We start from the raw sequence: 25722 nt of genomic DNA on the forward strand, positions 1-25722 counted from the left end.
GTTAATCATCCCGCGTCAGCACTTCCAGCAATTCAATCTCGAAAATCAGATTCGAATGGGGGGTAATCGCCCCCATCGAACGCTCGCCATACGCCAAATGCGCGGGCACCAGCAGCTTGCGCTTGCCGCCGACCTGCATGCCGATAATTCCTTGATCCCAGCCCTTGATCACGCGCCCGGTGCCAATCACGCACTGGAACGGTTTCCCTCGGCTGTAGGAAGAGTCGAATTCGGTGCCGTCTTCCAGCCAGCCGCGGTATTGAGTGGTGATCAGTGCGCCTTTGACTGCGGCTTTGCCGTCGCCTGGCTCAAGGTCGATGATTTGCAATTCGTCGTTCATACTGCTTACTCGTTCACTGTCGCCCCGGACTGAGGGCACGGACGGTGGTTTTCGCAGAATCCGCCGCGGATGGCAATCCATGGAACCGAAACGCCGCCCTCCTGCTCACATAAATATCGATTTCGTACTCAGGAAAGGATGCTCTGATGACCGACTCACGATCATTGCGCAGTTTCATTCCGCCCTACATCCTCAACCGCATTATTGCCCACGGCTCCGAGCGGCAGCGTTCCAGCGCGCTGATCACGCTGACCCACGTGCGCGCCCTTCGTCACTCGCCGACACCACCGGTACGTTCTGCGGCGGCGACGATCCTGCCGCCCTCCACTCAACCCGGTCTGGTACAGCGCAGCGTCTATGATGCGCAGGGCAAAATGCTCCTGCCGGGGATGCCGGCGCGCCTTGAAGGCCAGCCGGCGACGGGTGATCCCGCGGTCGACGAGGCTTACGATGCGTTGGGCGCCAGTCATGATTTTTTCTGGAAGGTGCTGGGTCGTGACTCCATCGACAATAAAGGTTTTGCCCTGATTGGCAGCGTGCATTACGGCCAAGACTACGAAAATGCGTTCTGGAACGGTGCACAGATGGTGTTCGGTGACGGCGATGGCGAAATTTTCGAGCGCTTCACCCGTTCCCTGGATGTGATCGGGCACGAGTTGACCCACGGCGTGATCGAAAGCGAAGCCGGCCTGGTCTACGCCGACCAGTCCGGGGCCCTGAATGAATCGATATCGGACGTCTTCGGGGTCCTGATCAAACAGCATGTGCTGGGCCAGACGGCCAAAGAGGCAGACTGGCTGATCGGCGCCGACCTGCTGACGCCGCGGATCAAAGGCATCGGTTTGCGCTCGATGGCTCATCCCGGCACAGCGTATGACGACCCGCTGCTGGGCAAGGATCCGCAACCGGACCACATGCGCAAGTTCGTCATTACTCAGGAAGACAACGGCGGCGTGCACATCAATTCTGGCATCCCCAATCGCGCGTTTTATCTAGCGGCCAAGGCACTGGGCGGGTTTGCCTGGGAGAAAGCCGGGCGCATCTGGTACGACACGCTGTGCGACAAGCGCTTGAGCAGCGAGGCGTCATTCGCTGCCTTCGCCGATCTGACCCTCACGCATGCCCGGCAACTTTTCGGCCCCGATGAAGCCAAGGCAGTGCGCCATGCCTGGTCTGAAGTGGGTGTCGATGTCTCTCAGGAGAAACCATGAAAACCTTGCCAACACTGGGTGATGATGCCGTGGTGCGTCTCTCCCGTCAGGGCGGTGTAGCGGCAATCCACGCCTTGACCCGCCCTCGTCGAATCGAATTCGCGCAATGCGACATCGATCAGCGCACACGCATCTGTTCATTGCTGGAAGGTTGCCTGCCGCTCGCAGACTCCGCCTCGGGTCGAGGTGATCAGCGCTTCTTTGAAATCGAAGTGCATTTCCGCAGCGGCGAGCAGGACGATCGCATGGTGATGAAAGTGCCTGAGGATCAGGCACCGGGTGAATTGGTGCGGCTGTGGGACAAAGGCGAGGTGTTATGAGCCTGCTGCCTTCAGGCCAGCTTTTCTGTACGGCTAGTGCGCCATGATGGCAATCCCTGAATGAAAGTGGCCTGGACTAGCGCCACCATCGGCTTATCGCTCAATCGGCGTGATATCCATGATGGTGCCGTTGGTAATCATCACCATCATGTACTTGTCATTGATCTGCACCCATTGCGCCTGATCCTTCGGCGCTTTCAGGCCTTTCGCCTTCCAGTTGGTCAGGGCTTTTTCGCTGCGCTGGTAAACGTCCGGGGCGCGGTCGCCGACTTCCAGTTTGCGGGCGTTGTTGACGCCGGGCTGGACGGTTTTTTGCGGTGGGTCATCCGCCTGAACGATCGGGCTGATACCGGCGATGCCTGCGACAAGGGCGAGGCTGGCGATAAGGGTTTTGTTGTTCATCGGTGAACCTCCAGTGATGTCGTGGTAACAAAACTCCGACTGCACTCGCGATCAATCATTCATTACTGTTGCGATGATTCTGTGCCGGACTGTACGGGAAGCTTCACGCAGCCTCGGCGTAGGCTGCCAAAAAACAATCGGGATTCGCCATGCACATCGCCATTCTGACGTTCGACGGTTTCAACGAACTGGACTCCCTGATCGCCTACGGCATGCTCAGCCGGATTTCCCTGGTCGGCGACAAGGATTGGCGCGTGAGCATCGCTTCGCCGACGTCCAGGGTCACATCCATGAACGGTTTGACCATCGACGCGCACATCGATCTCGCCGAGGCTTGTCAGGCCGATGCGGTGTTGGTGGGCAGCGGCCGCAAGACCCGTGAAGTGGCCAATGACCCTGCGATCATGCAGCAGCTGCGTTTCGATCCGACCCGTCAGTTACTGGCGGCGCAATGCTCTGGAACCTTCCTGCTGGCCACACTCGGACTGCTCGGCGACGCGCCGGCCTGCACCGACACCACCAGCAAACCCTGGGTGCAGGCGGCGGGTGTCAACGTCGTCAATCAGGCGTTCTATGCCAACGGCAATGTCGCCACCGCCGGTGGTTGCCTGTCGGCGCAGTACGTGTCGGCGTGGTTGCTGGCCCGGCTCAAGGGCACCGAGACGGCGCGGGAAGTGCTGCATTATTTCGCGCCGGTCGGCGAGAAGGATGATTCTGTGGCCAGGGGGATGGCGCATATCGCCGGGTTTGTCTGACATTTGGGGGGCAGCATCGGACGCCTTCGCGAGCAAGCCCGCTCCCACACTTGATCTCCGTCGTACACAAATTCTGTGTTCACCGAAGATCAAGTGTGGGAGTGGGCTTGCTCGCGAAGACGTCGTGTCAGACGACATCAAAGCTGAATCGTAAACGCCCACAGCAAACCCAATTGATCCGCTCCACGCATCAATGCATGCCAACAATGCACTTATCATATTGATCGCCCTGCTCCACCATTCGCCTCAATAAGAACCGTGCGCCGCGTCCAGGCAGCGCACGTCATAAAAGCGGTGGAGTACAGGTCAATGACAACATCAATACCCTCTGGGCGCTCCCGCGCCAGTGCGATTTTCCGGGTGACATCGGGCAACTTTCTCGAACAGTTCGACTTCTTCCTTTTTGGCTTTTACGCCACACAGATCGCTGCCGTGTTCTTCCCGGCGAGCAGCGAATTCGCCTCCCTGATGATGACCTTTGCGGTGTTCGGCGCAGGCTTCCTGATGCGACCTTTGGGCGCGGTGGTGCTGGGTGCCTACATCGACGATGTGGGTCGACGCAAAGGGCTGATCGTCACCCTGTCGATCATGGCCAGCGGCACGATTCTGATTGTGCTGGTGCCCGGTTACGACACCATCGGACTGTTTGCCCCGGCCATCGTGTTGATCGGCCGACTGCTGCAGGGCTTCTCGGCCGGCGCGGAAATGGGGGGTGTCTCGGTGTATCTCGCGGAGATCGCTACGCCTGGGAACAAAGGTTTTTTCACCAGTTGGCAGTCGGCCAGTCAGCAGGTGGCGATTATCGTCGCGGCAGCGCTGGGCTATGGCCTGAACCAATGGATGGCGCCAGCAATGATTGCCGACTGGGGCTGGCGGATTCCGTTTTTCGTTGGCTGCATGATCGTGCCGTTCATTTTCTTCCTGCGCCGTAACCTGGAGGAAACCGAGGAGTTCGCTGCCCGCAAACACCGCCCGAGCATGGGCGATGTGTTCCGCACCCTGGCGCAGAACTGGGTGATCGTGTTCGCTGGCATGATGATGGTCGCCCTGACCACCACCGCGTTTTACCTGATCACCGTGTACGCACCGACCTTCGGCAAAACCGTGCTGCACTTGAGCACCGCCGATGCGCTGTTGGTGACCTTGCTGGTGGGCGTTTCGAACTTCTTCTGGCTGCCGATTGGCGGCGCATTGTCGGACCGCATCGGTCGTCGGCCGGTGTTGATCGCCATGGCCCTGCTGACCCTCGCCACCGCATACCCGGCGCTGACGTACCTGGTGCACGCGCCGAGTTTCATCAACATGTTGCTGGTGTTGCTGTGGTTGTCATTTATTTATGGCTTGTACAACGGCGCGATGATTGCCGCGCTGACGGAGATCATGCCGGTCGAGGTGCGAGTCGCCGGGTTCTCGTTGGCGTACAGCCTGGCGACGGCGGTGTTTGGCGGTTTCACCCCGGCGATGTCGACCTTCCTGATCCAGTACACCGGCGACAAGGCTGCGCCCGGTTACTGGATGAGTTTTGCGGCGCTTTGTGCGTTGTGCGCGACGCTGTACCTCTATCGCCGAGCCTCCGGACGCCTGCAACCGGCCATTTCCTGAACCCGTCCTTTTCGAGAAACTGCCTATGAAAAAGCTATTCAATTTTGCCGCCCTGGCCCTCGTTGCCAGCCTCGGTCTGACCAGCGTCGCCCAGGCCGAAGAGATCCGCGTGATGACTTCCGGCGGCTTCACCGCTGCCTATAAAATCCTCGGCCCGAAATTCGCCGCTTCTACCGACAACACGCTGGATACGGCACTCGGCCCGTCCATGGGCAAAGCGCCGGAAGCGATCCCCAATCGGCTGGCCCGTGGTGAAAAGGCCGACGTGGTGATCATGGTCGGCTATGCCCTCGATGATCTGATCAAGCAAGGCAAAGTCGATCCCGCGTCGCGCGTCGAACTGGCCGATTCGCGAATCGGCCTGGTGGTGCGCGAAGGCGCGCCGAAGCCGGACATCAGCTCCGTCGACAGCCTGAAAAAGACCTTGCTCGACGCGAAGTCTGTCGCCTACTCCGACAGCGCCAGCGGCGTGTACATCGAGAATCAGCTGTTCAAGCGACTGGGCATCGAAAGTCAACTCAAACCCAAGTCAACGATGGTGCCGAAAATCCCGGTGGGTTCGGTGGTTGCCACCGGCGACTATCAACTGGGCTTCCAGCAGGTCAGCGAGTTGCTGCCGGTCCCTGGCGTGAGCTTTGTCGCGAAAATTCCAGAGTCGGTGCAATCGGTGACCCGCTTCGCCGCCGGCATTCCGGTGGGCGCGCAACATCCGGCCGAAGCCAGGGCGTTGCTGGATTATCTCGCCTCCGCCGCGGCTCAGCCCGATGTGAAAGCCACCGGCCTGGACTCGGTCAATCGCTGACCTGAACTTTCATTTCCACCACCAGGCGTTCCAACTCCAACGCCGCCGGGGTCAAGGTTCGACCCCGGCGCTTGATCAAGCCGACGCTGCGCATCACCTGCGGGTCGGTCAGTGGCACCCGCGTCAGAATCGGGTGATCCGCCGCCGGCATCGCCATCAATGGCACCGCCGCCACACCCAACCCGGCCTCCACCAGACCAATCATTGTCGTCACATGCCGGGTTTCGCAGATGCTCGGCCGTTGCGGCACGATGCCCGTGAGCGCCTGATCGAGTAAAAAGCGATTGCCGGACGTCTTGTCCAGCGAGATGTAATCCTGCTGATAAAACTCGTCCCACGTCACGCTGCTGCGCCCGGCCAACGGGTGATCGCGCCGACAGGCCACCACATAACCTTCCTGCACCAGCGGCTCGAAATCCACTTCGGCCTCCAGGGTGCCCATGAAACTCAGGCCGAAATCCGCTTCACCGTTGACCACTGCACTCAGCACTTCATGGGCACTGGAGTCGAGCACCTTGACCTTGATCCGCGGAAACTGGCGGTGGTAGTGCGCGATCACCCGGGGCATGAAGTAGTACGCCGCCGAGGGCACACAGGCGACCGTGACGTGACCGAGCCGGGTCGAGGCGACTTCGCTGATGCCGAGCAATGCCACGTCCAGATCATCCAGCAGCCGTTCGACGCTGGGCATAAAACCGCGTCCGGCCTGGGTCAGGCTGACTTTGCGCGTGGTGCGTTCGAACAACCTGACACCAAGGGCGTCTTCAAGTTTTTCGATGCGCCGGCTCAGTGCTGGCTGCGAGATGCGCACAGCGTCGGCAGCCTTGCGAAAGCTGCCCTGCTCGACCACGGCGCGGAAGGCTTGCAGGTCGTTGAGGTCGAAGTTGATGGCCATGGTGGGGCTCAAGGGACGGACAGATTGATCAGCTTATCCTATGAATGTAACTAATTGATGCTGAATTTAGCGAGAGGGTTGTCGCCAGTCAGGCCGCCTTCGCGAGCAAGTCGAATCGTCGCACCGCCGCTCCCACATTTGATCTTTGGTGAACACGGAACTTGTGTGCGACAGAGATCAAATGTGGGAGCGGGCTTGCTCGCGAAAGCGGTGGGTCAGTCAACATCGCTGTATGTTCGAGGCTGACGCATCCCGCATCACCCTTTATCCTTGTCGCCCCGCCGTACCGAGTTCTGGAGTTTGTCATGCCCCATGAAGGCAACCTGTTGCAAGCCGCTGTCGTGTTTCTGTTCGCGGCGGTGCTCACCGTGCCCTTGGCCAAGCGCCTGCAATTGGGGGCGGTGCTGGGTTATCTGTTTGCCGGTGTGATCATCGGCCCGTCGGTACTTGGCTTGATCGGCAACCCGCAAAGTGTCAGCCACATTTCCGAACTGGGCGTGGTGTTGCTGCTGTTCATCATCGGCCTGGAATTGTCGCCGCGGCGCTTGTGGGTGATGCGCCGATCCGTGTTCGGCGTCGGCCTGGGGCAGGTGCTGCTGACGGGTTCAGTGATTGGCGTGGTGGCGTTGTTTGTCTTCGGGCAGTCACTCAATAGCGCGATTGTCCTGGGCCTGGGCCTCGCCCTATCGTCCACCGCGTTTGGCCTGCAGAGCCTGGCCGAACGCAAAGAACTGACCAGTCCCCACGGGCGATTGGCGTTCGCGATTCTGTTATTCCAGGACATCGCCGCAATCCCGCTGATCGCCATGGTGCCGCTGCTGGCCGGCGGCGATCACACCAGCACCGCCGCCGAAGATTTGAACCACGGATTGAGAGTGCTCGGCAGCATCGCCGTGGTGGTGATCGGCGGGCGCTATCTGCTGCGCCCGGTGTTCCGCGTGGTGGCCAAGACCGGTTTGCCGGAAGTCTCCACCGCCACCGCGTTGCTGGTGGTGATCGGCACCGCGTGGTTGATGGACCTGGTCGGCGTCTCCATGGCGCTTGGGGCATTCCTGGCCGGTTTGCTGCTGGCGGACTCCGAATACCGGCATGAACTGGAAGCGCAGATCGAACCGTTCAAGGGCCTGCTGCTGGGGTTGTTTTTCATCAGCGTCGGCATGGGCGCGAACCTGAGTTTGCTGCTGAGCGCGCCGATTGTGGTGCTGGGACTGACCCTGTTGCTGATCGCAATCAAGCTGCCGCTGTTGTTTGTGGTCGGCCGACTGGCGGGTGGACTGAGCAAAGTCAGTGCGATTCGCCTCGGCATCGTGTTGGCCGCCGGCGGTGAGTTTGCCTTCGTGGTGTTCAAGATCGGCCGCGACCAAGGCCTGTTCGAACCGCGCCTGTATGACTTACTGGTGCTGACGATCACGCTGTCCATGGCCGTTACCCCGTTGTTGTTGCTGATCTGCGCACGACTGGTCAGCCCCAAGGTCCAGCCGGTGGTGGTGCCGGAGAAATTCCGCGAAATCGATACCGACGCACCGCGCGTGGTGATCGCCGGCATGGGCCGCATGGGGCAGATCGTGGCGCGGATTCTGCGTGCGCAAAACATCAAGTTCGTCGCCCTCGACACCTCTGTCGAAACCATCGAATTGTCCCGCAGCTTCGGCGGCGTGCCGGTGTTCTACGGCGACCCGATGCGCCCGGAAATCCTCAGTGCGGCCAAGGTCGAGCAAGCGGAGTATTTCGTGATTGCCACCGACGATCCGGACACCAACATCAAGACCGCCGAACTGGTGCACAAGCTGTACCCGCACATGAAAATCATCGCCCGGGCGCGTAACCGCCAACACGTTCATCGCTTGGTCGACATCGGTGCCGAGGCGATTCGGGAAACCTATTATTCGAGCCTGGAAATGAGCCGGCGCACGTTGGTCGGGCTGGGGCTGACCCAGGCCCAGGCGGATGCGCGGATCAAGCGCTTCAAGCATCACGACGAACAAGTGCTGGAAGCCCAGCATGCGATTTATGACGATGCGGCGAAAGTGTTGCAGACGGCCCAGGAAGCCCGGGCGGAATTGGCGCGGTTGTTTGAGGCGGATCAGATGGAAGAGGAAGCGGGTAAAAATTGAGGTGAATTAGAGGGCCTCTTCGCGGGCAAGCCCGCTCCCACATTTGAGCTGCGTCGTACACGAATCTAATGTGGGAGCGGGCTTGCTCGCGAAGAACGATAACGCGGTATTTCAGGCAAACCAGAATCCTCAAGGAACTCACCATGGCTGACCAACCCTCCCCCGCCCTCAAGGAAATCTTCAACGCCGAGCGCCTCAAGCACATCGCCACCGAGATGACCGCGGTCTACCCGGAGTTCAACGCCAAGGTCTTCCTGAAACTGGCCAACGACGGGCTTGCCGACTTATCGATCATGCAGCGCATGGCCCGGGTCAGCGAATGCCTGCACGCCGTGTTGCCGCTGGGTTATGAAGAAACACTCGACGTCCTGCGCGCCCTCGCACCGCGCCTGAACAGCGGTTTTGTCAGCATCTCGTTGCCGCATTACGTCGCGACCTACGGCGCCCATGCCTTCGAGCCATCCATGGAGGCGCTGAAATATTTCACCCCCTTCGGCTCAGCGGAATTTGCGATCCGTTATTTCCTGCGCAGCGATCTTCAGCGTTCACTGGCCGTCATGCACGACTGGTCCCTGGATGAAAACGAGCACGTGCGGCGCCTGGCCAGCGAAGGCAGTCGACCGCGCCTGCCCTGGTCGTTTCGCCTGGAGCAGATCCAGGCAGACCCGTCCCTGGCGGCCGCGATCCTCGACAACCTCAAGGCCGACGACAGCCTTTATGTGCGCAAGTCCGTGGCCAACCACCTCAACGACATTACCAAGGATCATCCCGAGTGGGTGCTGGACGTGATCGAAGGTTGGTCACTGGAGAACAAGCACACCGCGTGGATCGCCAAACATGCCCTGCGCAGCCTGATCAAACAGGGCAACCCACGGGCGCTGGCGATCATTGGCGCGGGCGGCAAGCCTGAGGTCGAGATCATCGACGTGAAGATCGAACCGGCGGTGATTGGCCTGGGCGAGAAAATCACCCTGTCGTTCACCGTGAAATCCACGGTGCCGGACAGTCAGCGGCTGGTGATCGACTACGCCATCGATTACGTCAAAGCCAACGGCAGCACCTCGGCGAAGGTGTTCAAGCTCAAGGCGTTGACGCTTCAAGGCCAGGCAGCCGAGTTCATCGCCCGTGGCCAGCACATCAAGGCACTCACCACGCGCAAGCACTACGCCGGCCAACATGCCGTGCACATTCTGGTGAACGGCGAACGGCTGGCCAGTACGGGGTTTGAGATTATCGCTGACGCTGATTGACCGCATTATCGGAGCGGCCCGGCAGCATGCGCGTCAGGGTGTTGTCGCGGACCCAATAGTGATGGAGCAACCCTGCCGCCGCGTGCAGACCGATCAGCCAGTAACCGGTGCTGCCGAGCAACTCATGCCAATACTTGAACTGTTTGGCCAGGTCTGGATCCACCGCCACCGGCGACGGCAAGAAGAAGCCGAAGTAAGGCATCGGCTTGCCACCGGCCGACAGCATCAACCACGCCAGTACCGGGGTGACAATCATCAGCCCATACAACGCCAGGTGCATCAGGTGCGAAGCGCCGGTCTGCCAAGTGGGGAGCGCCGGCGTGATGGGCGGACGCGGGGTGAGCCGCCCTAGCAAACGAACCCAGACCAGGGCAAAAATGCTCAGCCCGAATAGCCCGTGCAGTCCGAGAAACAGGCCCCTCAAATGACCGCCGCGCGGCATCAACCCCTTGAGTTCGATGCAAGCGTATACGCCGACAAATAGCGCCAGCATCAGCCAGTGCAGAGTGATCGACAGTTTTCCATACCGTTGTGTTGTTGTATCGCAGGTCATCGTGAGCCTCGTGAACGTCATAACCGGCTGCCGACTCATTCGCACAGCCTGGATCCGGTTTCTCACCGAATCGCCTGACGCCACCCTGCCCGCCCAGTCTTAAGGCAACCTGAAGACTCCTCCGACCGTAGTAACAACGCACACGTGTAGCAGCTGGCGAAGCCTGCGTTCGGCTGCGCAGCAGTCGTAAATCCTCAGAGCCCGGTGGATCTGACACACCGCGTTGTCTGACTTTACGACTGCTGCGCAGCCGAACGCAGGCTTCGCCAGCTGCTACGGATCGCGTTATGGTTAAACCTGGCCGATCTTTTCCGCACCTTCAGACTCCGTTAAGAAATGCTGCCGATACTCCTCCCAAACTTACCCGGGAGGTGTCTTCCAATGCCCGACTTCGACTGGAACATCCCTCTGCCCCTGCACTTCGGCCACGGCGAAACCCCGCAGTTGAGCCTGGCCAGAGCCTTGCCGGACGAGCCCCAGCGCCCAGTCTTCGAAGCCTTTATCCAGCAGCGTTTCCGCAAGGCCCACGGGGCCGATATCCGTCATTTCATGCCGGAGCTGTTCGGCATGAACAACGCATCGGGCGAACTCTGTGCGGTGGCCGGTGTGCGCCTGGCGAGTAGCGGACAACTGTTTCTGGAGCGGTATCTGGATGAACCCATTGATCCGTTGATCTGCGCCACTGCCGACCGCCCCGTGGATCGGGACGGTATCGTCGAGGTGGGCAACCTCGCTGCCAGTGACACCGGCAGTGCCCGAATGAGCATCATCGCCATCACCTACCTGTTGGCCATGGGTGGCCTGGAGTGGGTGGCGTTCACCGGCAATATCGGCCTGGTGAACAGCTTTCATCGCCTGGGCTTGAAGCCCGTGACCCTCTGCGCTGCCGACCCCGAGCGGCTCGGCGACGACCGCCATAGCTGGGGCAGTTACTACGAAAGCAAGCCTTGGGTGCACGTTGGCAATATCCGCGCCGGCTTCATTCATTTGCGCAACATCGGGATGTTCAATCGCCTCGGGTTGCCATCGTCCATCGAGGAAGCCAGTCATGTCGCCTGAAATGGAGCGTTTCAAACAGACCCTGCGCAGCCATGCCGAACGCAAGCCCAATGCCATCGCTTTGTGGGGCGATCAGCTGAAAGTGGACTACGCCACGCTGTACGCCGAAGTGATGTATCGACAGCAGCGGCTGCGCGCTGAAAACGTCAAGGTGGTTGCACTGGCGCTGGACAATGGCGTCGAAGCGATGCTGTGGGACCTGGCCGTGCTCTTCGAAGGGCTGACCTGCCTGACGTTGCCGCCCTTCTTCAGCCCGGCCCAACGCCGGCATTGCCTGGAACAGAGCCAGGCCGCCTTGGTCATTGCTGAACCGGAACTGGATGCCGAACTGGAAACTGCGGGCTACGAGAAAACAGGTGAGTTCTGGCGCCGCACTTTTAGCGGTCCGAGCCGGATGCCCGAAGGCACCGCCAAACTGACCTTCACCTCCGGCACCACCGGTACGCCAAAAGGCGTGTGCCTGGGCGCCGAAGGTATTTTGACCGTCGCCCGCGAGCTGGATCAAGCGAGCAAACCCACCGATCCGCAACATCACCTGGCGCTTTTGCCATTGGCGATTCTGCTGGAAAACCTCGGCTGCTACGCCGCGTTGCATGCCGGCGCGACGTTGAGCCTGCCGAGTCAGAAAACGCTGGGCATTCGAGGTGCCAGTGGTGTTGATGTGCCGCGATTGCTCGGTTGCCTGGCCACTCGTGCGCCGGAAAGCCTGATCCTGGTGCCACAATTGTTACTCATGCTGGTCAGCGCCGCCGAGCAAAAAGCATTCAGCCCCTACTCGTTACGTTTTGCCGCCGTCGGTGGCGCTCGGGTTTCCGAAGAATTGCTGCAGCGTGCGCAACGTATCGGCCTGCCGGTCTACGAAGGTTACGGGTTGTCGGAGTGCGCGTCGGTGGTGTGCCTCAATCGGCCAGAAGCGCGCCGCCCTGGCAGTGTCGGTCGGCCCCTGCCCCATGTGGAGATTCGCCTGGCCGAGGATGGCGAAGTGCTGATCAAGGGTTCGACCCTGCTGAGTTATCTGGGCGAAGCGCCGCAAGCCGGTGATTGGTGGCCGAGCGGCGATCTCGGCGAGTTCGATCCCGAGGGTTTTCTCTACCTCAAGGGGCGCAAGAAGCACCAGTTCGTCACCAGCTTCGGTCGCAACGTGAACCCGGAATGGGTCGAGGCCGAATTGACCCAGCGTCGTCATATCGCCCAGGCCTTCGTCTACGGCGAAGCCATGCCGCGCAATCATGCGCTGCTCTGGCCCCATCGCCCGGAGTGCACCGACGAAGACCTGGCCGCCGCCGTGGCCCAGGTTAACGAGGTCTTGCCCGATTACGCGCAGGTCCATCAGTGGACCCGTCTGGATCAACAGTTCACCCAAGCCAATGGCCTGCTCACCGCCAACGGTCGACCACGACGCGACGCCATCATCGAGCGCTACCACGCGCAACTGACTGAATCCGAACTTTCGGAGGAATCCGCACCATGAGTTTTTTCGACGCCCTGCAAGAAGCCACCCACCAGCAACGCCACGAGCTGTTTAATCTGCCGATCATTCGCGACGCGCTCGAGGGCAAGGTCAGCCTGGAAAGTTACCGGGCCTTCCTGGCGCAAGCCTATTACCACGTGCGCCACACCGTACCTTTGATGATGGCCTGTGGCGCGCGCCTGCCACAGCGCCTGGAATGGCTACGCGAAGCAGTGTGCGAGTACATTGAGGACGAATACGGTCACGAACAATGGGTGCTCAATGACATCGATGCCTGCGGTGGAGACAGGGACGCGGTGCGCGACGGTCGGCCATCCTTGCCAATCGAACTGATGGTCAGTTTTCTCTACGACCTGATCGCCCGGGACAACCCGGTCGGCCTGTTCGGCATGGTCAACGTACTGGAAGGCACCAGCATTGCCCTGGCCACCCACGCCGCCGGCAGCATTCGTGAACGCCTGGATTTGCCAGAAAACGCCTTCAGCTACCTGAGCTCCCATGGTTCGCTGGATATCGAGCACATGCAGACCTACCGCCGGTTGATGAACACCCTCGACGATCCGGCCGACCAGGCCGCTGTGATTCATGCCTCCAAGGTGGTCTACACGCTCTACACCGACATGTTCCGCGGTTTGCCGCATAACAGGGAGAATCAGCATGCGCCTGTCTGAGGCTCGCGTGGTATTGACTGGCGCCAGTGGCGGCATCGGTCTGGCGATCACTGCCGCGTTGTGTGCCAGTGGCGCCCAGGTATTGGCTGTGGCCCGGCATCGGGAAGCGTTGGAGCCTTTGTTCGAACGCTATCGGCAACAGCTCTGCTGGGTCGGCGCCGACCTGACGGTTCTCGCCGACCGGCGAAAAGTGCTGGCCGCCGCCGAAGCCATCGGCGGCATCAACCTGCTGATCAACGCCGCCGGGGTCAATCACTTCGCCATGCTTGAACAGCTGGATGACAGCGACATCAACGCGATGCTGGCGGTGAACATCAGCGCGCCGATCTGCCTGACCAAAACTTTGCTGCCGCTGCTCAAACAAGCCGAGAGCGCCATGGTGGTGAACGTCGGTTCGACTTACGGTTCCATCGGCTACCCCGGCTACGCCAGCTACTGCGCCAGCAAATTTGCCTTGCGCGGGTTTTCCGAAGCCCTGCGCCGGGAACTGGCCGACACGCGGGTCGGCGTCCTGTATGTCGCGCCCCGAGCCACCCGTACGAGCATGAACAGCCCGGCAGCGCAGGCATTGAATGACGCGCTCAAATCCAATGTCGACGACCCGCAAACAGTCGCCTCGGCGGTGATGCATGCCATCGCCGGCGACCGCCGTGACTTGTACCTGGGCTGGCCAGAGCGTTTTTTCGTGCGCCTGAACAGCCTGTTGCCCAATCTGGTGGACCGTGGCTTGCGCAAGCAATTGCCATTGATCCGTCGACTGAGTCAGAAGCCCGACAACGAGAACCTCGAACCATGAAAAAATTTGCCGCTTGCCTGTTGCTGGGCGCCTTGAGTCAAAGCGTCTGGGCCCTGGACACCGCTGACCAGCAACGCCTCAATGGCCTCCAGCAAAGCTGGGCCCACATCCAGTACGAACTGCCCGCCGATCAACGCACCGCCGCTTTCGAAAAACTCGCCACCCAGGCCGCGTCTTTCACTCGGGAGCGCCAATCGGTGGCGGAAGCCTGGATCTGGTCCGGCATCGTCACCAGCAGTTGGGCCGGTGCCCAGGGCGGGCTCGGTGCACTGAGCAAGGTCAAGGATGCCAAGGCTGATCTGGAGAAAGCCCTGGCCCTGGACCCAAAAGCCTTGCAAGGCTCGGCCTACACCAGCCTCGGCGCTCTCTATGACCGCGTGCCGGGCTGGCCTATCGGCTTCGGTGACTCGGACAAGGCCGAGCAGCTGCTCAAGCAGGCCTTGCAACTCAACCCGAACGGCATCGATAGTCTGTACTTCTGGGGCGATCACCTCTACCGTCAAAAACGCTACAGCGAAGCCCGGGTCGCACTGCAAAAAGCCCTGCAAGCAGACCCGAGGCGAGGCCGCGAAGTTGCCGACGCTGGACGGCGCAAGGAAATCGAAGCGTTGCTGGTGGATGTGAACAAGAAACTCGACTGACAGGAGTCTGTGTGCGCTTATTACTGATTGAGGATGACGTGGCCCTGGGCGAAGGCATTCATCAGGCACTGAGCCGCGAAGGGTATACCGTCGACTGGTTGCAGGACGGCAGCAGCGCCTTGCATTCGCTGTTTAGCGAAACCTTTGACCTGGCGGTGCTCGACCTCGGCCTGCCACGCATGGACGGTCTTGAAGTGCTGCGTCGCCTGCGTGACAGTGGCTCCAACCTGCCCGTGTTGATCCTCACCGCCCGGGATGCCACCGAAGACCGCATCGCCGGGCTGGACGCGGGGGCCGACGATTACCTGATCAAACCCTTCGATCTGGCCGAACTCAAGGCTCGCCTGCGGGCCTTGTTACGGCGCAGCGCCGGTCGCGCGCAAGCGCTGATCGAACATGCCGGCATCAGCCTGAACCCCGGCACCCAGCAAGTCAGCTATCAGGGCCAGCCGGTCGCGCTGACTCCCAAGGAATATCAGCTGCTCCATGAATTGCTCTCGCCACCGGGCCGGGTCATGACTCGCGATCATCTGATGCAGTTGCTCTACGGCTGGAACGAGGAAGCCGAAAGCAACACCCTGGAAGTGCACATCCATCACTTGCGCAAGAAATTTTCCACCGACCTGATCCGCACCATTCGCGGTGTCGGTTACCTGGTGGAGGAACGTCGATGACGTCGATCCGGCGCCGCACCCTGACGCTGATCATTGGCCTGATGCTCGCCGGCCTGGCCGTGATCAGCGTATTGAACCTGTACGACAGCAACCACGAAATCGCCGAAGTCTACGATGCCCAGCTCGCGCAGAACGCCAGGTTGTTGCAGGGCGTGATGCGCATGCCCATGGCCAGCAAGGAACACGCTGATCTGTATCAGGCATTCAACAAGGCCTTGAGCGAAGCGGAGCCGAGGGTCGACGGCCATCCGTATGAAACCAAGATTGCCTTCCAGGTCTGGAATCGTCAGGGCCAGGTGTTGGTGCACACCGCCAGCGCGCCCTCCTTCACCACACCACCGTCGAAACCCGGCTTCAGCGATGTGGTAGACCTGAATAACCGCCACTGGCGTGCGTTTGTGCTTGAGGATAAACCCACTGATTTGCGCATCTGGGTCGGCGAACGCGACGATGTGCGTTCGGACCTGGTGGACCGGATTGTGCGCCATACTCTATGGCCCAATGTGCTCGGCAGCTTGATTCTGGCAGCGTTGGTCTGGATGGCCATCGGCTGGGGCCTCAAGCCACTGGCCGACATGGCGTCGATCCTGCGGGCACGGCACAGCGGCTCGCTGGAACCGTTGCAACTGACCCCGCTACCCAGTGAACTGGAACCGATGCAAGCAGCGCTCAATCGCATGCTCGCGCAGATTCAGGAAGTACTAGGGCGCGAACGACGCTTCATCGCCGATGCCGCCCACGAAATGCGCACGCCCCTGGCCGTGCTGCGCGTGCATGCGCAAAACCTGCTCGAGGCGGGCACTGAACAGGAGCGCCGTGAATCACTGGAGTTTCTGATCGCCGGTGTCGATCGCACCAGCCGTCTGGTGAATCAGTTGTTGACCATGGCCCGCCTCGAACCCTCCGCCGTGTCGCCAGTGCTGCACAGCATCGACCTGACCGAAACCGTCCGTGACAGCCTGGTGCAACTCGCCCCCTGGTTGCTGAGCAAGCACCTGGAACTGGCATTCGACGTCAACGATCGTCCTTTCAAGGTCATCACTGACGCCGCAGCCATCGACGTTGCTCTGAACAACCTGATCACGAACGCGGCAAACTTCTCCCCCGAACATGGCGTTATCACCGTGCAGTTGAGTCAGGCGGACGGATACTATTCACTGAGTGTCGAGGATCAGGGACCGGGCATCGACGAAACGGAACGCGAGCGATTGTTCGAACGCTTTTACAGTCGTGGCAATGCTCAAGGGGCTGGATTGGGCCTGACCATCGTCAACACCATTGCGACTCGGCTGGGCGGGCGGATCACGCTGGTCAACCGCCCCGAGGGAGGGTTGCGGGCAACCCTGTCGATTCCGGACGGCCAGTCACGCAGTCCATTGCCACGAGCTACCCGCGAGCCACCGCCCAAGGGTTGAGTTACTGCGGTCCGAGCAACAGTTCCTGCTCGCGCTCACACAACTCCACCACGTAATCCCACAACACCCGCAGCCGCACCGACTTGTGCAACTCGCGGCGGGTGCTGATCCAGTAGCTGCGCTGGATGCTCTCATCTGGCAGCAATGCCACCAGACCCGGATCGGCGCTGGCCATGTAGCACGGCAGCACCGCGATCCCTAACCCCGAACGCGCAGCCTGTTGCTGGGCGATGACGCTGGTGCTGTGGAAGACCACCTGCGGGTTGCGGCAAAAACTGTTGAGGAACATCAATTCCTGGCTGAACAGCAAGTCGTCGACGTAACCGATCCAGGCGTGGCGGCCGAGGTCTTCGCGGCTGCTCAGCGGTGGCGAGCGATCCAGGTAATCCTGACTGGCGTACAGCGCCAGGCGATAGTCAGTGAGTTTGCGCGTGACCAGCATGTCGGCGGACGGACGCTCCAGATGGATGCTGATCTCGGCTTCACGGTTGAGGATGCTGACGAAACGCGGCACCGCCACCAGTTCCACTTCCAGCCCCGGATAGCGTTCGAACAGCTCGTTCATGCGACTGGCGAGGAACATGATGCCCAGCCCTTCCGTGACCCCGACGCGGATCTTGCCCAGCGGCGCCGTCGATTGGGTGATTTCTTCCTGGGCCAGCAGCGCGACGTTTTCCATGGCTTCAGCATGCTTGAGCAGCGCTTCGCCGGCTGGGGTCAGCTCATAACCCTGGGCGTGCTGGACGAACAGCGCGGTGCCGAGACTCTTTTCGATGGCCTCGATGTGCCGCGCCACCGTGGCGTGGGTGGTGTTCAAACGGCGGGCAGCAGTGAGCAATCGCCCGCTGCGCTGCAATTCGAGAAAAAACCGCAGGTCATTCCAGTCGAACATGATTCGTCCTTGAGGTGAGGCTGTTTAAAAACGCACAGCGGCTGCGCAAAAACTAACATTCTTTTGACGAAAGCTAACAACTAGGATGACCGACAACAAGAACAACAATACGAGGTCAGGGATGCAGACTTCCCTTGATGAATACGACTACATCGTGGTCGGGGCCGGGCCAGCCGGGTGTTTGTTGGCCAATCGGTTGTCGGCTAACCCGCAACACCGGGTGCTGCTGCTTGAAGCCGGCGGCCGCGATAACTATGCGTGGATTCACATCCCCGTGGGTTACCTGTTCTGCATCGGCAACCCGCGCACCGACTGGTGCTTCAAGACCGAGGCACAACCCGGCCTGCAAGGGCGCGCCCTGAGTTACCCACGGGGCAAGGTGCTCGGCGGCTGTTCCTCGATCAACGGCATGATCTACATGCGTGGCCAGGCCGGCGATTACAACGGCTGGGCAGCCGACGGCAACCCCGGCTGGAGCTGGAACGACGTGCTGCCGCTGTTCAAGAAAAGCGAAAACCATTTTGCCGGCGATTCCGAGTTTCACGGCGCTGCCGGCGAATGGCGGATCGAACGTCAGCGTCTGTCGTGGCCGATTCTCGATGCCTTCCAACAGGCCGCCGCGCAGAGCGGGATCGCCAGCATCGATGACTTCAACCAGGGCGACAACGAAGGCTGCGGCTACTTCCAGGTCAATCAGAAAGCCGGGATTCGCTGGAACGCGGCCAAGGCGTTTCTCAAACCGATCCGCCATCGGCCCAATCTCACCGTACTGACCGACGTCGAAGTCGACCGTGTGCTGCTGGAAAACGGTCGCGCTTCAGCGGTCATTACGCGTTGTCAGGGTCAGGCGAAAACCTTCAAGGCGCGCCGGGAAATCGTCTTGTGCGCCGGCTCCGTCGGTTCGCCGAGCATCCTGCAACGCTCCGGGATCGGCCCTCGTCCGCTGCTGCAACGCCTGGGGATCGGTGTTGCCCACGAACTGCCTGGGGTGGGCGGCAACCTGCAGGATCATCTGCAACTGCGGTTGATCTACAAACTGGAAAACGCGCGCACTCTCAACCAGATCGCCGGCAGCGTGTGGGGCAAGATGGGCATGGGCTTGCGCTATCTGTATGACCGCAGTGGTCCGCTGTCCATGGCGCCAAGCCAGCTCGGCGCGTTCGCCCGGTCGGGGCCGGAGCAGACGTCGGCCAATCTCGAATACCACGTGCAACCTTTATCACTGGAACGCTTCGGCGAGCCATTGCACGCCTTCCCCGCGTTCACCGCGTCGGTCTGCGACCTGCGTCCGCAAAGCCGTGGCCGTATCGAAATTCGCTCCGCCAATCCGCAGGAAGCGCCGTTGATTCAGCCCAACTATCTGAGCCATCCGGAAGATCTGCGGGTGGCCGCCGATGCCATTCGCCTGACCCGGCGCATCGTCGCAGCGCCGGCCCTGCAAGCGTTCAAACCGGTGGAATACCTGCCCGGTGACAGCTTGCAGAGCGAAGCAGAATTGCAGGAAGCCGCGGCGCGGATCGGCACGACGATTTTCCATCCGGTGGGCACTTGCCGCATGGGCAACGACGCGGACGCGGTAGTTGATGCGCAGCTCAACGTCCACGGCATCCCTGGCCTGCGTATTGCCGATGCCTCGATCATGCCGCGCATTACCTCGGGCAACACCTGTTCGCCTACGCTGATGATTGCCGAAAAGGCCGCCCAGCTCATTCTTAACCCTTCGACGAGGAACCTCACCCCACCCATGGAACTGGTCACACACCCGTAAATCTGTAGGAGCGAGCTCGCTCGCGAGGGTCGTCAACGATGACGTTGCATACCTGGCACCCACGTGCGCTCTCAGGTTTTTCGCGAGCGAGCTCGCTCCTACAGGGGCGTACATCCGATACATCGCAGTAGCGGCGCCAGCCCACAAGGCCGGCGGCGACAGTGGAACAACAAAAACAATCACTGTGAGGGATACCGATATGTCAGAACATGTTCAGCCTCTGCAAGCCGCGCCGGTCGCGGAAATCAGCCACGACACCCGCAAAGTCATCTTCGCTTCATCGCTCGGGACGGTGTTCGAGTGGTATGACTTTTTCCTTTATGGCGCCCTCGCGGCGGTGATCAGTAAGCAATTCTTTGCCGGGGTCAACGACACCACGGCCTTCATCTTCGCCCTGATGGCCTTCGCCGCCGGCTTCATCGTGCGGCCGTTCGGTGCGTTGGTGTTCGGTCGGTTGGGGGACATGATCGGGCGCAAATACACCTTCCTCGCGACCATCATTCTGATGGGCCTGGCCACCTTCTGCGTCGGGCTGCTACCGACTTACGCCAGCATCGGCATCGCCGCGCCGATCATCCTCGTGGTGCTGCGCATGCTCCAGGGCCTGGCCCTGGGCGGTGAATATGGCGGCGCGGCGACGTATGTCGCGGAACACGCGCCAATGGGCAAACGCGGTTTCCACACCAGCTGGATTCAGTCCACCGCGACCCTCGGGCTGCTGCTGTCGTTGCTGGTGGTGCTGGGTTGCCGCTACTTCACCGGTGACCAGTTCGAAGTCTGGGGCTGGCGCATTCCGTTTCTGTTTTCGATCGTTCTGCTGGGCATCTCGACCTGGATTCGCATGAGCCTGCACGAGTCGCCTGCATTCGTGAAAATGAAAGAAGAAGGCAAACTCTGCAAGTCGCCGCTGCGCGACTCCTTCGGCAAATGGGAAAACCTTAAAGTCGTCTTGATCGCCCTGTTCAGCATCAATGCCGGGCAAGCGGTGACCTTTTATGCGGCGCAGTTTTATGTGCTGTTCTTCCTCACCCAGTTCCTGAAAATGGACCCGGCACTGGCCAACAGCCTGTTGATTATCAGCGTGATCATTGGCGCGCCGTTCTTTATCTTTTTCGGCTGGCTGTCGGACAAGGTCGGGCGCAAACCGGTGTTGATGATCGGCCTGCTGCTGGCCACTGCGCTGTACTTTCCGATCTTCAAGACCCTGGCCCACTATGCCAATCCGGCGATCGACCAGGCCAGTCGCCAGGCCCCGATCACTGTGCTGGCCGACCCGGCTACCTGCACCTTCCAGTTTGATCCGGTGGGCAAGGCGAAATTTGATAGCCCGTGCGACAAGGTCAAAACCTTCCTGGTCAAACAGGGCCTGCCGTACACCAGCCAAGCTGCGCCGGCCGGTAGCGCGGTGCAGGTGAGCGTGGGTGAAGTGAAGATCGATGGCTATGACGAAGCGGCCCTGCGTGGCGCGGTGACGCTGGCTGGGTATCCGTCACAGGCTGACACTCAGTTGATCAACAAACCCATGATCGTGGCGCTGATTGTCGCGCTGATCATCATTTCCGCCATGTGCTACGGTCCGCTGGCGGCGCTGATGGTCGAACTGTTCCCGACGCGCATCCGCTACACCTCGATGTCCTTGCCGTACCACATTGGCAACGGCTGGTTTGGTGGGTTCTTGCCGACGGTGTCGTTTGCGTTGGTGGTGTATACCGGGGACATTTTCTATGGGCTGTGGTACCCGGTGGTGATTACCGGGGTGAGCCTGGTGGTGGGGATGATCTGTTTGCGTGAGACCAAGAATGTGGATCTGGATACCAACTGAGGCCGACCTTGAACGGGCTGATGCTTGAGGGCCGAGCATCAACATCAAAAGCACGGCGGCCTACCGGCCAGGAGTTCCCCCTGTAGGAGCGAGCTTGCTCGCGATGGACGTTAACGACGACGCGTTTCGCCAGGATAAACGCGGTGTCCGTGGGTTCATCGCGAGCTGGCTCGCTCCCACAATTGGGTCGGAGTACACCTAAGCCAACCCCCACAACGATTTCGGGGAAACCTCCGCAAACCCAGAACGTTTTCGCTACTCTGACAGCACGCATCCATCGCCCCGCCACTCACCCGACCGAGGCTCCATGATCATTTCATCCGCATCTGACTATCGAGAGGCTGCCCGCCGCAAACTTCCCCGTTTCCTGTTTGACTACATCGACGGGGGCGCTTACGCCGAGCACACGCTGAGGGCCAACAGCGCCGACCTGACAGGCATCAGCCTGCGTCAGCGCATCCTGAAAAACGTCGAAACCCTGAGCCTGCAAACCACCCTCTTCGATCAGCCGTTGGCAATGCCCATCATCCTGGCCCCGGTAGGCCTGACGGGCATGTTCGCCCGCCGTGGCGAAGTCCAAGCGGTCAGAGCTGCGGAAAACAAAGGCATCCCGCTCTGCCTCTCAACCGTCTCGGTGTGCTCGATCGAAGAAGTCTCGGCACAAAGCCAACAATCCATCTGGTTTCAGCTGTACGTGTTGAAAGACCGGGGCTTCATGAAAAATGCGCTGGAGCGGGCGAAAGCCGCCGGCGTGAAAAACCTGGTGTTCACCGTCGACATGCCCACACCCGGCGCCCGCTACCGGGATGCACACTCGGGCATGTCCGGCCCTTTTGCCTCATCGCGGCGAATGCTTCAGGCTATGACCAAACCCGACTGGGCCTTCAACGTCGGCCTTATGGGACGCCCACACGACCTCGGGAACATCTCCAAGTACCTGGGCAAAGCCGTCACGCTCGAAGACTACATGGGCTGGCTGGCCAACAACTTCGACCCCTCGATCAGCTGGAGCGATCTGGAGTGGATTCGTGATTTCTGGAAAGGCCCGATGATCATCAAAGGCATTCTTGATCCGCAAGATGCCAAAGACGCGGTCAGCTTCGGCGCCGATGGCATTGTGGTGTCGAACCACGGTGGCAGGCAGCTCGACGGCGTGCTCTCCACCACCAAGGCATTGCCGCCGATCATGCAGGCCATCGGCAATGACCTGACCGTGCTGGTCGACTCGGGCATCCGCTCGGGGCTTGATGTCGTGCGGATGTTGGCGCTGGGCGCGAAAGGCGTATTGCTGGGGCGCTCCATGGCCTATGCGTTGGCGGCCGATGGTCAACGCGGGGTGGAGAATATGCTGGATATTTTCGCCAAGGAAATGCGTGTCGCGATGACATTGACCGGGGTGACTTCGATTAGTCAGATTGATCAATCCACCCTGGTGGAGGCTGTTCGATAAGTTGAACGGCTGCCCCTGAATCGCCGCGCACGGGCGCGGCAATTTCATCGATGCTCTGGATCGTGGCCTCTTTATCCCCGAACTAGAGACACCTAAACGTCCTTGAGTATCTCGAACGTCACCTGATCGGGATAAAACGCCATATACCCGCGAATCTGATCGACCGACACCTTGGGGTCCTCGTAACTCCACACCGCGTTCGCGCCTTCATGCCCGGGGATTTGCAGACTGTAATAGGTGGCATCGCCCTTGTAGGGGCAATAACTGGTGTGGTCGGTGATGGCGTAGTACTTTTCGTCGATGTCTTCTCGGGGCACGTAATACACCGGCGGATAATTGGCCTCGAGCAACACCAGCGCGCGTGCGGAGGCGGCCACCTGGATACCGTGGAACTTCACCAACAGGCAGCCGGGTTGCTCTGCGATGGTGATGACAGGACTAGGACCGGAGCTTTTCATGGAACACGTTCCTCATGACGGTGATGGACCTGTAGGAGCAAGGCTTGCCCGCGATGGACTGCACAGCGGCCGCAAAAAAACCGAGACCTCGACTGTCAGGTATAACCCAGATTTCGCGTTCACGACGGCTTCGCAGCCGAACGGAGGATCAAAACATTGCAGCGTTTGTCAGCGCGTGCATTGGAATGTGCGCGCGAGTTTCGGGCCAGAGGGCTGACCCTTTTGCTGCCAGGCTGTTCGTGGTGTAGTGAGCGCCGAAAACATACGCAACAGGTTTTGCTGTACATCCATACAGATAAAGGTTGCTCCAATCGCTTTCCCTGCGCATTCTGTTCACCTCTTCAAACCGACTGAACGATGGTGGTTATGCGGCTGTACCTCTGTGAAAAACCTTCCCAGGCCAAAGACATTGCGGCCGTGCTCGGCGCCAGGCGTCGGGGCGACGGCTGCTGGCTGGGAACGGACATCACGGTGACCTGGTGCATCGGCCATCTGCTGGAAACCGCGCCGCCGGATGCCTACGACGCGCGCTACAAGCGCTGGGTGCTGGCAGACCTGCCGATCATTCCAGAAAAATGGAAAATGACCGTCAAGCCGCGCACGGCCAGCCAGTACAAGGCGGTCAAACGCTTGCTCGGCGAAGCTGACGAATTGGTCATCGCTACCGACGCCGACCGTGAGGGCGAGATGATTGCACGGGAACTGGTCGAACATTGCCGCTATCGCGGGCCGATCCAGCGGCTATGGCTATCGGCGCTGGACGATGCCTCGATCCGCAAGGCACTCGCGGCGCTCAAGCCGGGGGCCGAGACGTTCAGCCTTTACCATTCGGCACTGGGACGTTCCCGTGCCGATTGGCTGATCGGGATGAACATGAGCCGGCTGTTTACCCTGCTGGGGCGGCAGTCCGGTTATCAGGGCGTCTTGCCGGTCGGGCGGGTGCAAACGCCGACCCTGCGCCTGGTGGTGGATCGCGATCGCAGCATCGCCGATTTCGTGCCGGTGGCTTACTGGGCCATCGACGTGCAACTGCTGCATGACGGCACGGCGTTCACTGCCCAGTGGCGTGCGGCGTCCGAGGTCTGCGACGATCAGGATCGCTGCCTGAATCAGGCGCTGGCGCAGAAAGCGGCAGCCGCAATGGGCAGCGCGACGAGCGCGCGGGTGATCAAGCTGCGCACCGAACGGATGCGTGAAGTGGCGCCATTGCCGTTCGATCTCGGCACCTTGCAGGAAGTCTGCTCGAAGAAACTCGGCCTCGGTGCCCAGGAAACCCTCGACATCGCCCAGGCGCTCTACGAAACCCACAAAGTCATCACCTACCCTCGCAGCGACTGCGGCTACCTGCCTGTGAGCCAGCACAGCGAAGCGCCAGGTATTCTGGCGGCGCTGCGCCAGGCTGACCCGGCGCTGAACGCCTTGAACGATTACCTGGAACCCCAGCGACGCTCACGCGCCTGGAACGACGCAAAAGTCAGCGCTCACCACGGCATCATCCCCACCGCTGCGGCGAAAAACCTTGAGCGGCTGGTGGGCAAGCAGCGAGCGGTCTACACCCTGATCCGCGCGCGCTACCTTGCGCAGTTTCTGCCCAATCATGAATACGACCGGACCCAGGCCGACTTCAACTGTGCCGGTGAAGCCTTGCGCGCCGTCGGCAAGCAGATCGTCGAGCCCGGCTGGAAACGTGCCCTGCCCGAAGCCCTGGCCCCGGCCAAGGGCCGCGAGGCACCGGCGCCGCAAACCCTGCCGGCCCTGGCCGAAGGGCTGGATTGCGCGATCGCCGACATCAAGCTCAAGGACCTGTGGACGCAGCCGCCCAAGCCGTTCACCGAAGGCGACCTGATCAAGGCCATGAAGAACGTCGCCAAACTGGTGGAAGATCCGCTGCTCAAGCAAAAGCTCAAGGACACCACCGGCATCGGCACCGAAGCAACCCGCGCCTCGATTATCCAGGGCTTGCTCGACCGCGGTTACCTGATCAAGAACGGCAAAGCGCTGGCCGCGACCCCGGCGGCGTTCAGCCTGATCGACGCCGTGCCGCGCGCCATTGCCGATCCGGGAACCACGGCGATCTGGGAGCAAGCGCTGGACATGGTGCAAAGCGGTGAAATGAGCCTGGAAGAGTTCGTCACCAAGCAGGCGGCGTGGATGAGCAAGCAAGTCGCCCGGTGTGCCGGCCTGAGCCTGACCATCAGCGGCCCGGCAAGCCCCGCCGGACGTGGCGCGACGCCGTGGAAAAACAAACGAAAACCGGCCAAGCGCAAGCCCTCGACCGGGACCAAACGCGCGGCAAAACCAGCGAGCAAGGCTTGAGGGCACTTCGAACCGGCTGTGATGGTCTAGTGTTCTTCAAGCTCG

24 protein-coding genes are annotated in these 25722 nt (G+C 60.8%); 18 read left to right on the forward strand and 6 right to left on the reverse strand.

Features of this window, described 5'->3' with window-relative positions; translation table 11 throughout:
• Position 1: 1 nt before the first annotated feature.
• Positions 2-340 carry an FKBP-type peptidyl-prolyl cis-trans isomerase gene (locus ACIPL2_RS20325; RefSeq protein WP_401358904.1) on the reverse strand — a complete coding sequence of 113 codons (339 nt, stop codon included), beginning with the start codon at positions 338-340 and terminating at the stop codon, positions 2-4.
• A 146-nt stretch (positions 341-486) separates the two neighbouring features.
• On the opposite strand from ACIPL2_RS20325, the gene ACIPL2_RS20330 reads away from it, so the two are divergent.
• Positions 487-1551 (forward strand): M4 family metallopeptidase, encoded by a 1065-nt coding sequence (locus ACIPL2_RS20330; RefSeq protein WP_401358906.1) that lies wholly within the window; start codon positions 487-489, stop codon positions 1549-1551.
• Positions 1548-1871, forward strand: a complete 324-nt coding sequence (locus ACIPL2_RS20335) for a protealysin inhibitor emfourin (RefSeq protein ID WP_401358907.1) — start codon at positions 1548-1550, stop codon at positions 1869-1871. Before ACIPL2_RS20330 ends, ACIPL2_RS20335 begins: the two co-directional genes overlap by 4 nt.
• Before the next feature lie 93 nt (positions 1872-1964).
• Here ACIPL2_RS20335 and ACIPL2_RS20340 read toward each other — a convergent pair whose 3' ends face one another.
• Complete coding sequence (locus tag ACIPL2_RS20340; protein WP_401358908.1) at positions 1965-2273, reverse strand: RcnB family protein; 309 nt, start codon at positions 2271-2273, stop codon at positions 1965-1967.
• 149 nt (positions 2274-2422) lie between these two features.
• On the opposite strand from ACIPL2_RS20340, the gene ACIPL2_RS20345 reads away from it, so the two are divergent.
• The 3 genes from ACIPL2_RS20345 to ACIPL2_RS20355 all read left to right on the forward strand — a co-directional run bounded on the left by ACIPL2_RS20345 (position 2423) and on the right by ACIPL2_RS20355 (position 5432).
• Positions 2423-3028, forward strand: a complete 606-nt coding sequence (locus tag ACIPL2_RS20345; protein WP_401358909.1) for a DJ-1/PfpI family protein — start codon at positions 2423-2425, stop codon at positions 3026-3028.
• A gap of 309 nt (positions 3029-3337) precedes the next feature.
• On the forward strand, positions 3338-4630 hold the full coding sequence (locus tag ACIPL2_RS20350; RefSeq protein ID WP_401358911.1) for an MFS transporter: 1293 nt from the start codon (positions 3338-3340) through the stop codon (positions 4628-4630).
• 25 nt (positions 4631-4655) lie between these two features.
• Entirely contained in the window at positions 4656-5432 is a 777-nt protein-coding gene (locus ACIPL2_RS20355) for a substrate-binding domain-containing protein (RefSeq protein ID WP_401358912.1), read from the forward strand.
• Here the strand turns inward: ACIPL2_RS20355 and ACIPL2_RS20360 are convergent.
• Positions 5422-6327, reverse strand: coding sequence for a LysR family transcriptional regulator (locus tag ACIPL2_RS20360; protein WP_401358914.1), 906 nt, complete (start codon positions 6325-6327; stop codon positions 5422-5424). The two genes, ACIPL2_RS20355 and ACIPL2_RS20360, sit on opposite strands and share 11 nt — an antisense overlap.
• Positions 6328-6632: 305 nt before the next feature.
• On the opposite strand from ACIPL2_RS20360, the gene ACIPL2_RS20365 reads away from it, so the two are divergent.
• Together ACIPL2_RS20365 and ACIPL2_RS20370 are read left to right on the forward strand one after the other, a co-directional pair.
• Positions 6633-8441 (forward strand): monovalent cation:proton antiporter-2 (CPA2) family protein, encoded by a 1809-nt coding sequence (locus tag ACIPL2_RS20365; protein WP_401358915.1) that lies wholly within the window; start codon positions 6633-6635, stop codon positions 8439-8441.
• 143 nt (positions 8442-8584) lie between these two features.
• Positions 8585-9691, forward strand: a complete 1107-nt coding sequence (locus ACIPL2_RS20370; RefSeq protein ID WP_401358917.1) for a DNA alkylation repair protein — start codon at positions 8585-8587, stop codon at positions 9689-9691.
• Here ACIPL2_RS20370 and ACIPL2_RS20375 read toward each other — a convergent pair.
• Entirely contained in the window at positions 9672-10244 is a 573-nt protein-coding gene (locus ACIPL2_RS20375) for a cytochrome b (RefSeq protein WP_401358918.1), read from the reverse strand. The two genes, ACIPL2_RS20370 and ACIPL2_RS20375, sit on opposite strands and share 20 nt — an antisense overlap.
• Positions 10245-10625: 381 nt before the next feature.
• Between ACIPL2_RS20375 and ACIPL2_RS20380 the strand changes: the two genes are divergently transcribed.
• From ACIPL2_RS20380 to ACIPL2_RS20410, 7 genes are read left to right on the forward strand one after another with little or no spacing between them, the layout of a single operon-like run.
• Positions 10626-11303, forward strand: a complete 678-nt coding sequence (locus ACIPL2_RS20380) for a thermostable hemolysin (protein ID WP_401358919.1) — start codon at positions 10626-10628, stop codon at positions 11301-11303.
• Positions 11293-12774, forward strand: a complete 1482-nt coding sequence (locus ACIPL2_RS20385) for an AMP-binding protein (protein WP_401358920.1) — start codon at positions 11293-11295, stop codon at positions 12772-12774. The genes ACIPL2_RS20380 and ACIPL2_RS20385 overlap by 11 nt, the downstream gene beginning before the upstream one ends.
• Positions 12771-13445, forward strand: a complete 675-nt coding sequence (locus tag ACIPL2_RS20390) for a TenA family transcriptional regulator (RefSeq protein ID WP_401358922.1) — start codon at positions 12771-12773, stop codon at positions 13443-13445. The genes ACIPL2_RS20385 and ACIPL2_RS20390 overlap by 4 nt, the downstream gene beginning before the upstream one ends.
• A complete protein-coding gene (locus ACIPL2_RS20395) occupies positions 13432-14241 on the forward strand; it encodes an SDR family oxidoreductase (protein WP_401358924.1) in 810 nt (269 codons plus the stop codon). The genes ACIPL2_RS20390 and ACIPL2_RS20395 overlap by 14 nt, the downstream gene beginning before the upstream one ends.
• On the forward strand, positions 14238-14882 hold the full coding sequence (locus ACIPL2_RS20400; protein WP_401358925.1) for a tetratricopeptide repeat protein: 645 nt from the start codon (positions 14238-14240) through the stop codon (positions 14880-14882). Before ACIPL2_RS20395 ends, ACIPL2_RS20400 begins: the two co-directional genes overlap by 4 nt.
• A gap of 11 nt (positions 14883-14893) precedes the next feature.
• Positions 14894-15556, forward strand: coding sequence for a response regulator (locus tag ACIPL2_RS20405; RefSeq protein ID WP_401358926.1), 663 nt, complete (start codon positions 14894-14896; stop codon positions 15554-15556).
• A complete protein-coding gene (locus ACIPL2_RS20410; RefSeq protein ID WP_401358927.1) occupies positions 15553-16971 on the forward strand; it encodes an ATP-binding protein in 1419 nt (472 codons plus the stop codon). Before ACIPL2_RS20405 ends, ACIPL2_RS20410 begins: the two co-directional genes overlap by 4 nt.
• Position 16972: 1 nt before the next feature.
• Here the strand turns inward: ACIPL2_RS20410 and ACIPL2_RS20415 are convergent, their stop codons facing one another.
• Entirely contained in the window at positions 16973-17863 is an 891-nt protein-coding gene (locus ACIPL2_RS20415; protein ID WP_401358929.1) for a LysR family transcriptional regulator, read from the reverse strand.
• A gap of 121 nt (positions 17864-17984) precedes the next feature.
• On the opposite strand from ACIPL2_RS20415, the gene ACIPL2_RS20420 reads away from it, so the two are divergent.
• The 3 genes from ACIPL2_RS20420 to lldD all read left to right on the forward strand — a co-directional run bounded on the left by ACIPL2_RS20420 (position 17985) and on the right by lldD (position 22903).
• Positions 17985-19631, forward strand: coding sequence for a GMC family oxidoreductase (locus ACIPL2_RS20420; RefSeq protein ID WP_401358931.1), 1647 nt, complete (start codon positions 17985-17987; stop codon positions 19629-19631).
• A gap of 199 nt (positions 19632-19830) precedes the next feature.
• The gene (locus ACIPL2_RS20425; protein ID WP_401358932.1) at positions 19831-21453 is read left to right on the forward strand and encodes an MFS transporter; all 1623 of its coding nucleotides are present in this window, start codon (positions 19831-19833) and stop codon (positions 21451-21453) included.
• A 307-nt stretch (positions 21454-21760) separates the two neighbouring features.
• Positions 21761-22903 (forward strand): FMN-dependent L-lactate dehydrogenase LldD, encoded by a 1143-nt coding sequence (gene lldD / locus ACIPL2_RS20430; RefSeq protein WP_401358933.1) that lies wholly within the window; start codon positions 21761-21763, stop codon positions 22901-22903.
• A gap of 92 nt (positions 22904-22995) precedes the next feature.
• Here lldD and ACIPL2_RS20435 read toward each other — a convergent pair whose 3' ends face one another.
• Positions 22996-23361 (reverse strand): DUF427 domain-containing protein, encoded by a 366-nt coding sequence (locus ACIPL2_RS20435; protein ID WP_401358934.1) that lies wholly within the window; start codon positions 23359-23361, stop codon positions 22996-22998.
• Between the two features lie 366 nt (positions 23362-23727).
• On the opposite strand from ACIPL2_RS20435, the gene ACIPL2_RS20440 reads away from it, so the two are divergent.
• On the forward strand, positions 23728-25677 hold the full coding sequence (locus ACIPL2_RS20440) for a DNA topoisomerase III (RefSeq protein ID WP_401358936.1): 1950 nt from the start codon (positions 23728-23730) through the stop codon (positions 25675-25677).
• The last annotated feature ends 45 nt before the right edge of the window (positions 25678-25722 follow it).

The sequence above is a fragment of the Pseudomonas sp. NPDC086251 genome, assembly GCF_044746405.1.
Taxonomy (GTDB): Bacteria; Pseudomonadota; Gammaproteobacteria; order Pseudomonadales; family Pseudomonadaceae; genus Aquipseudomonas.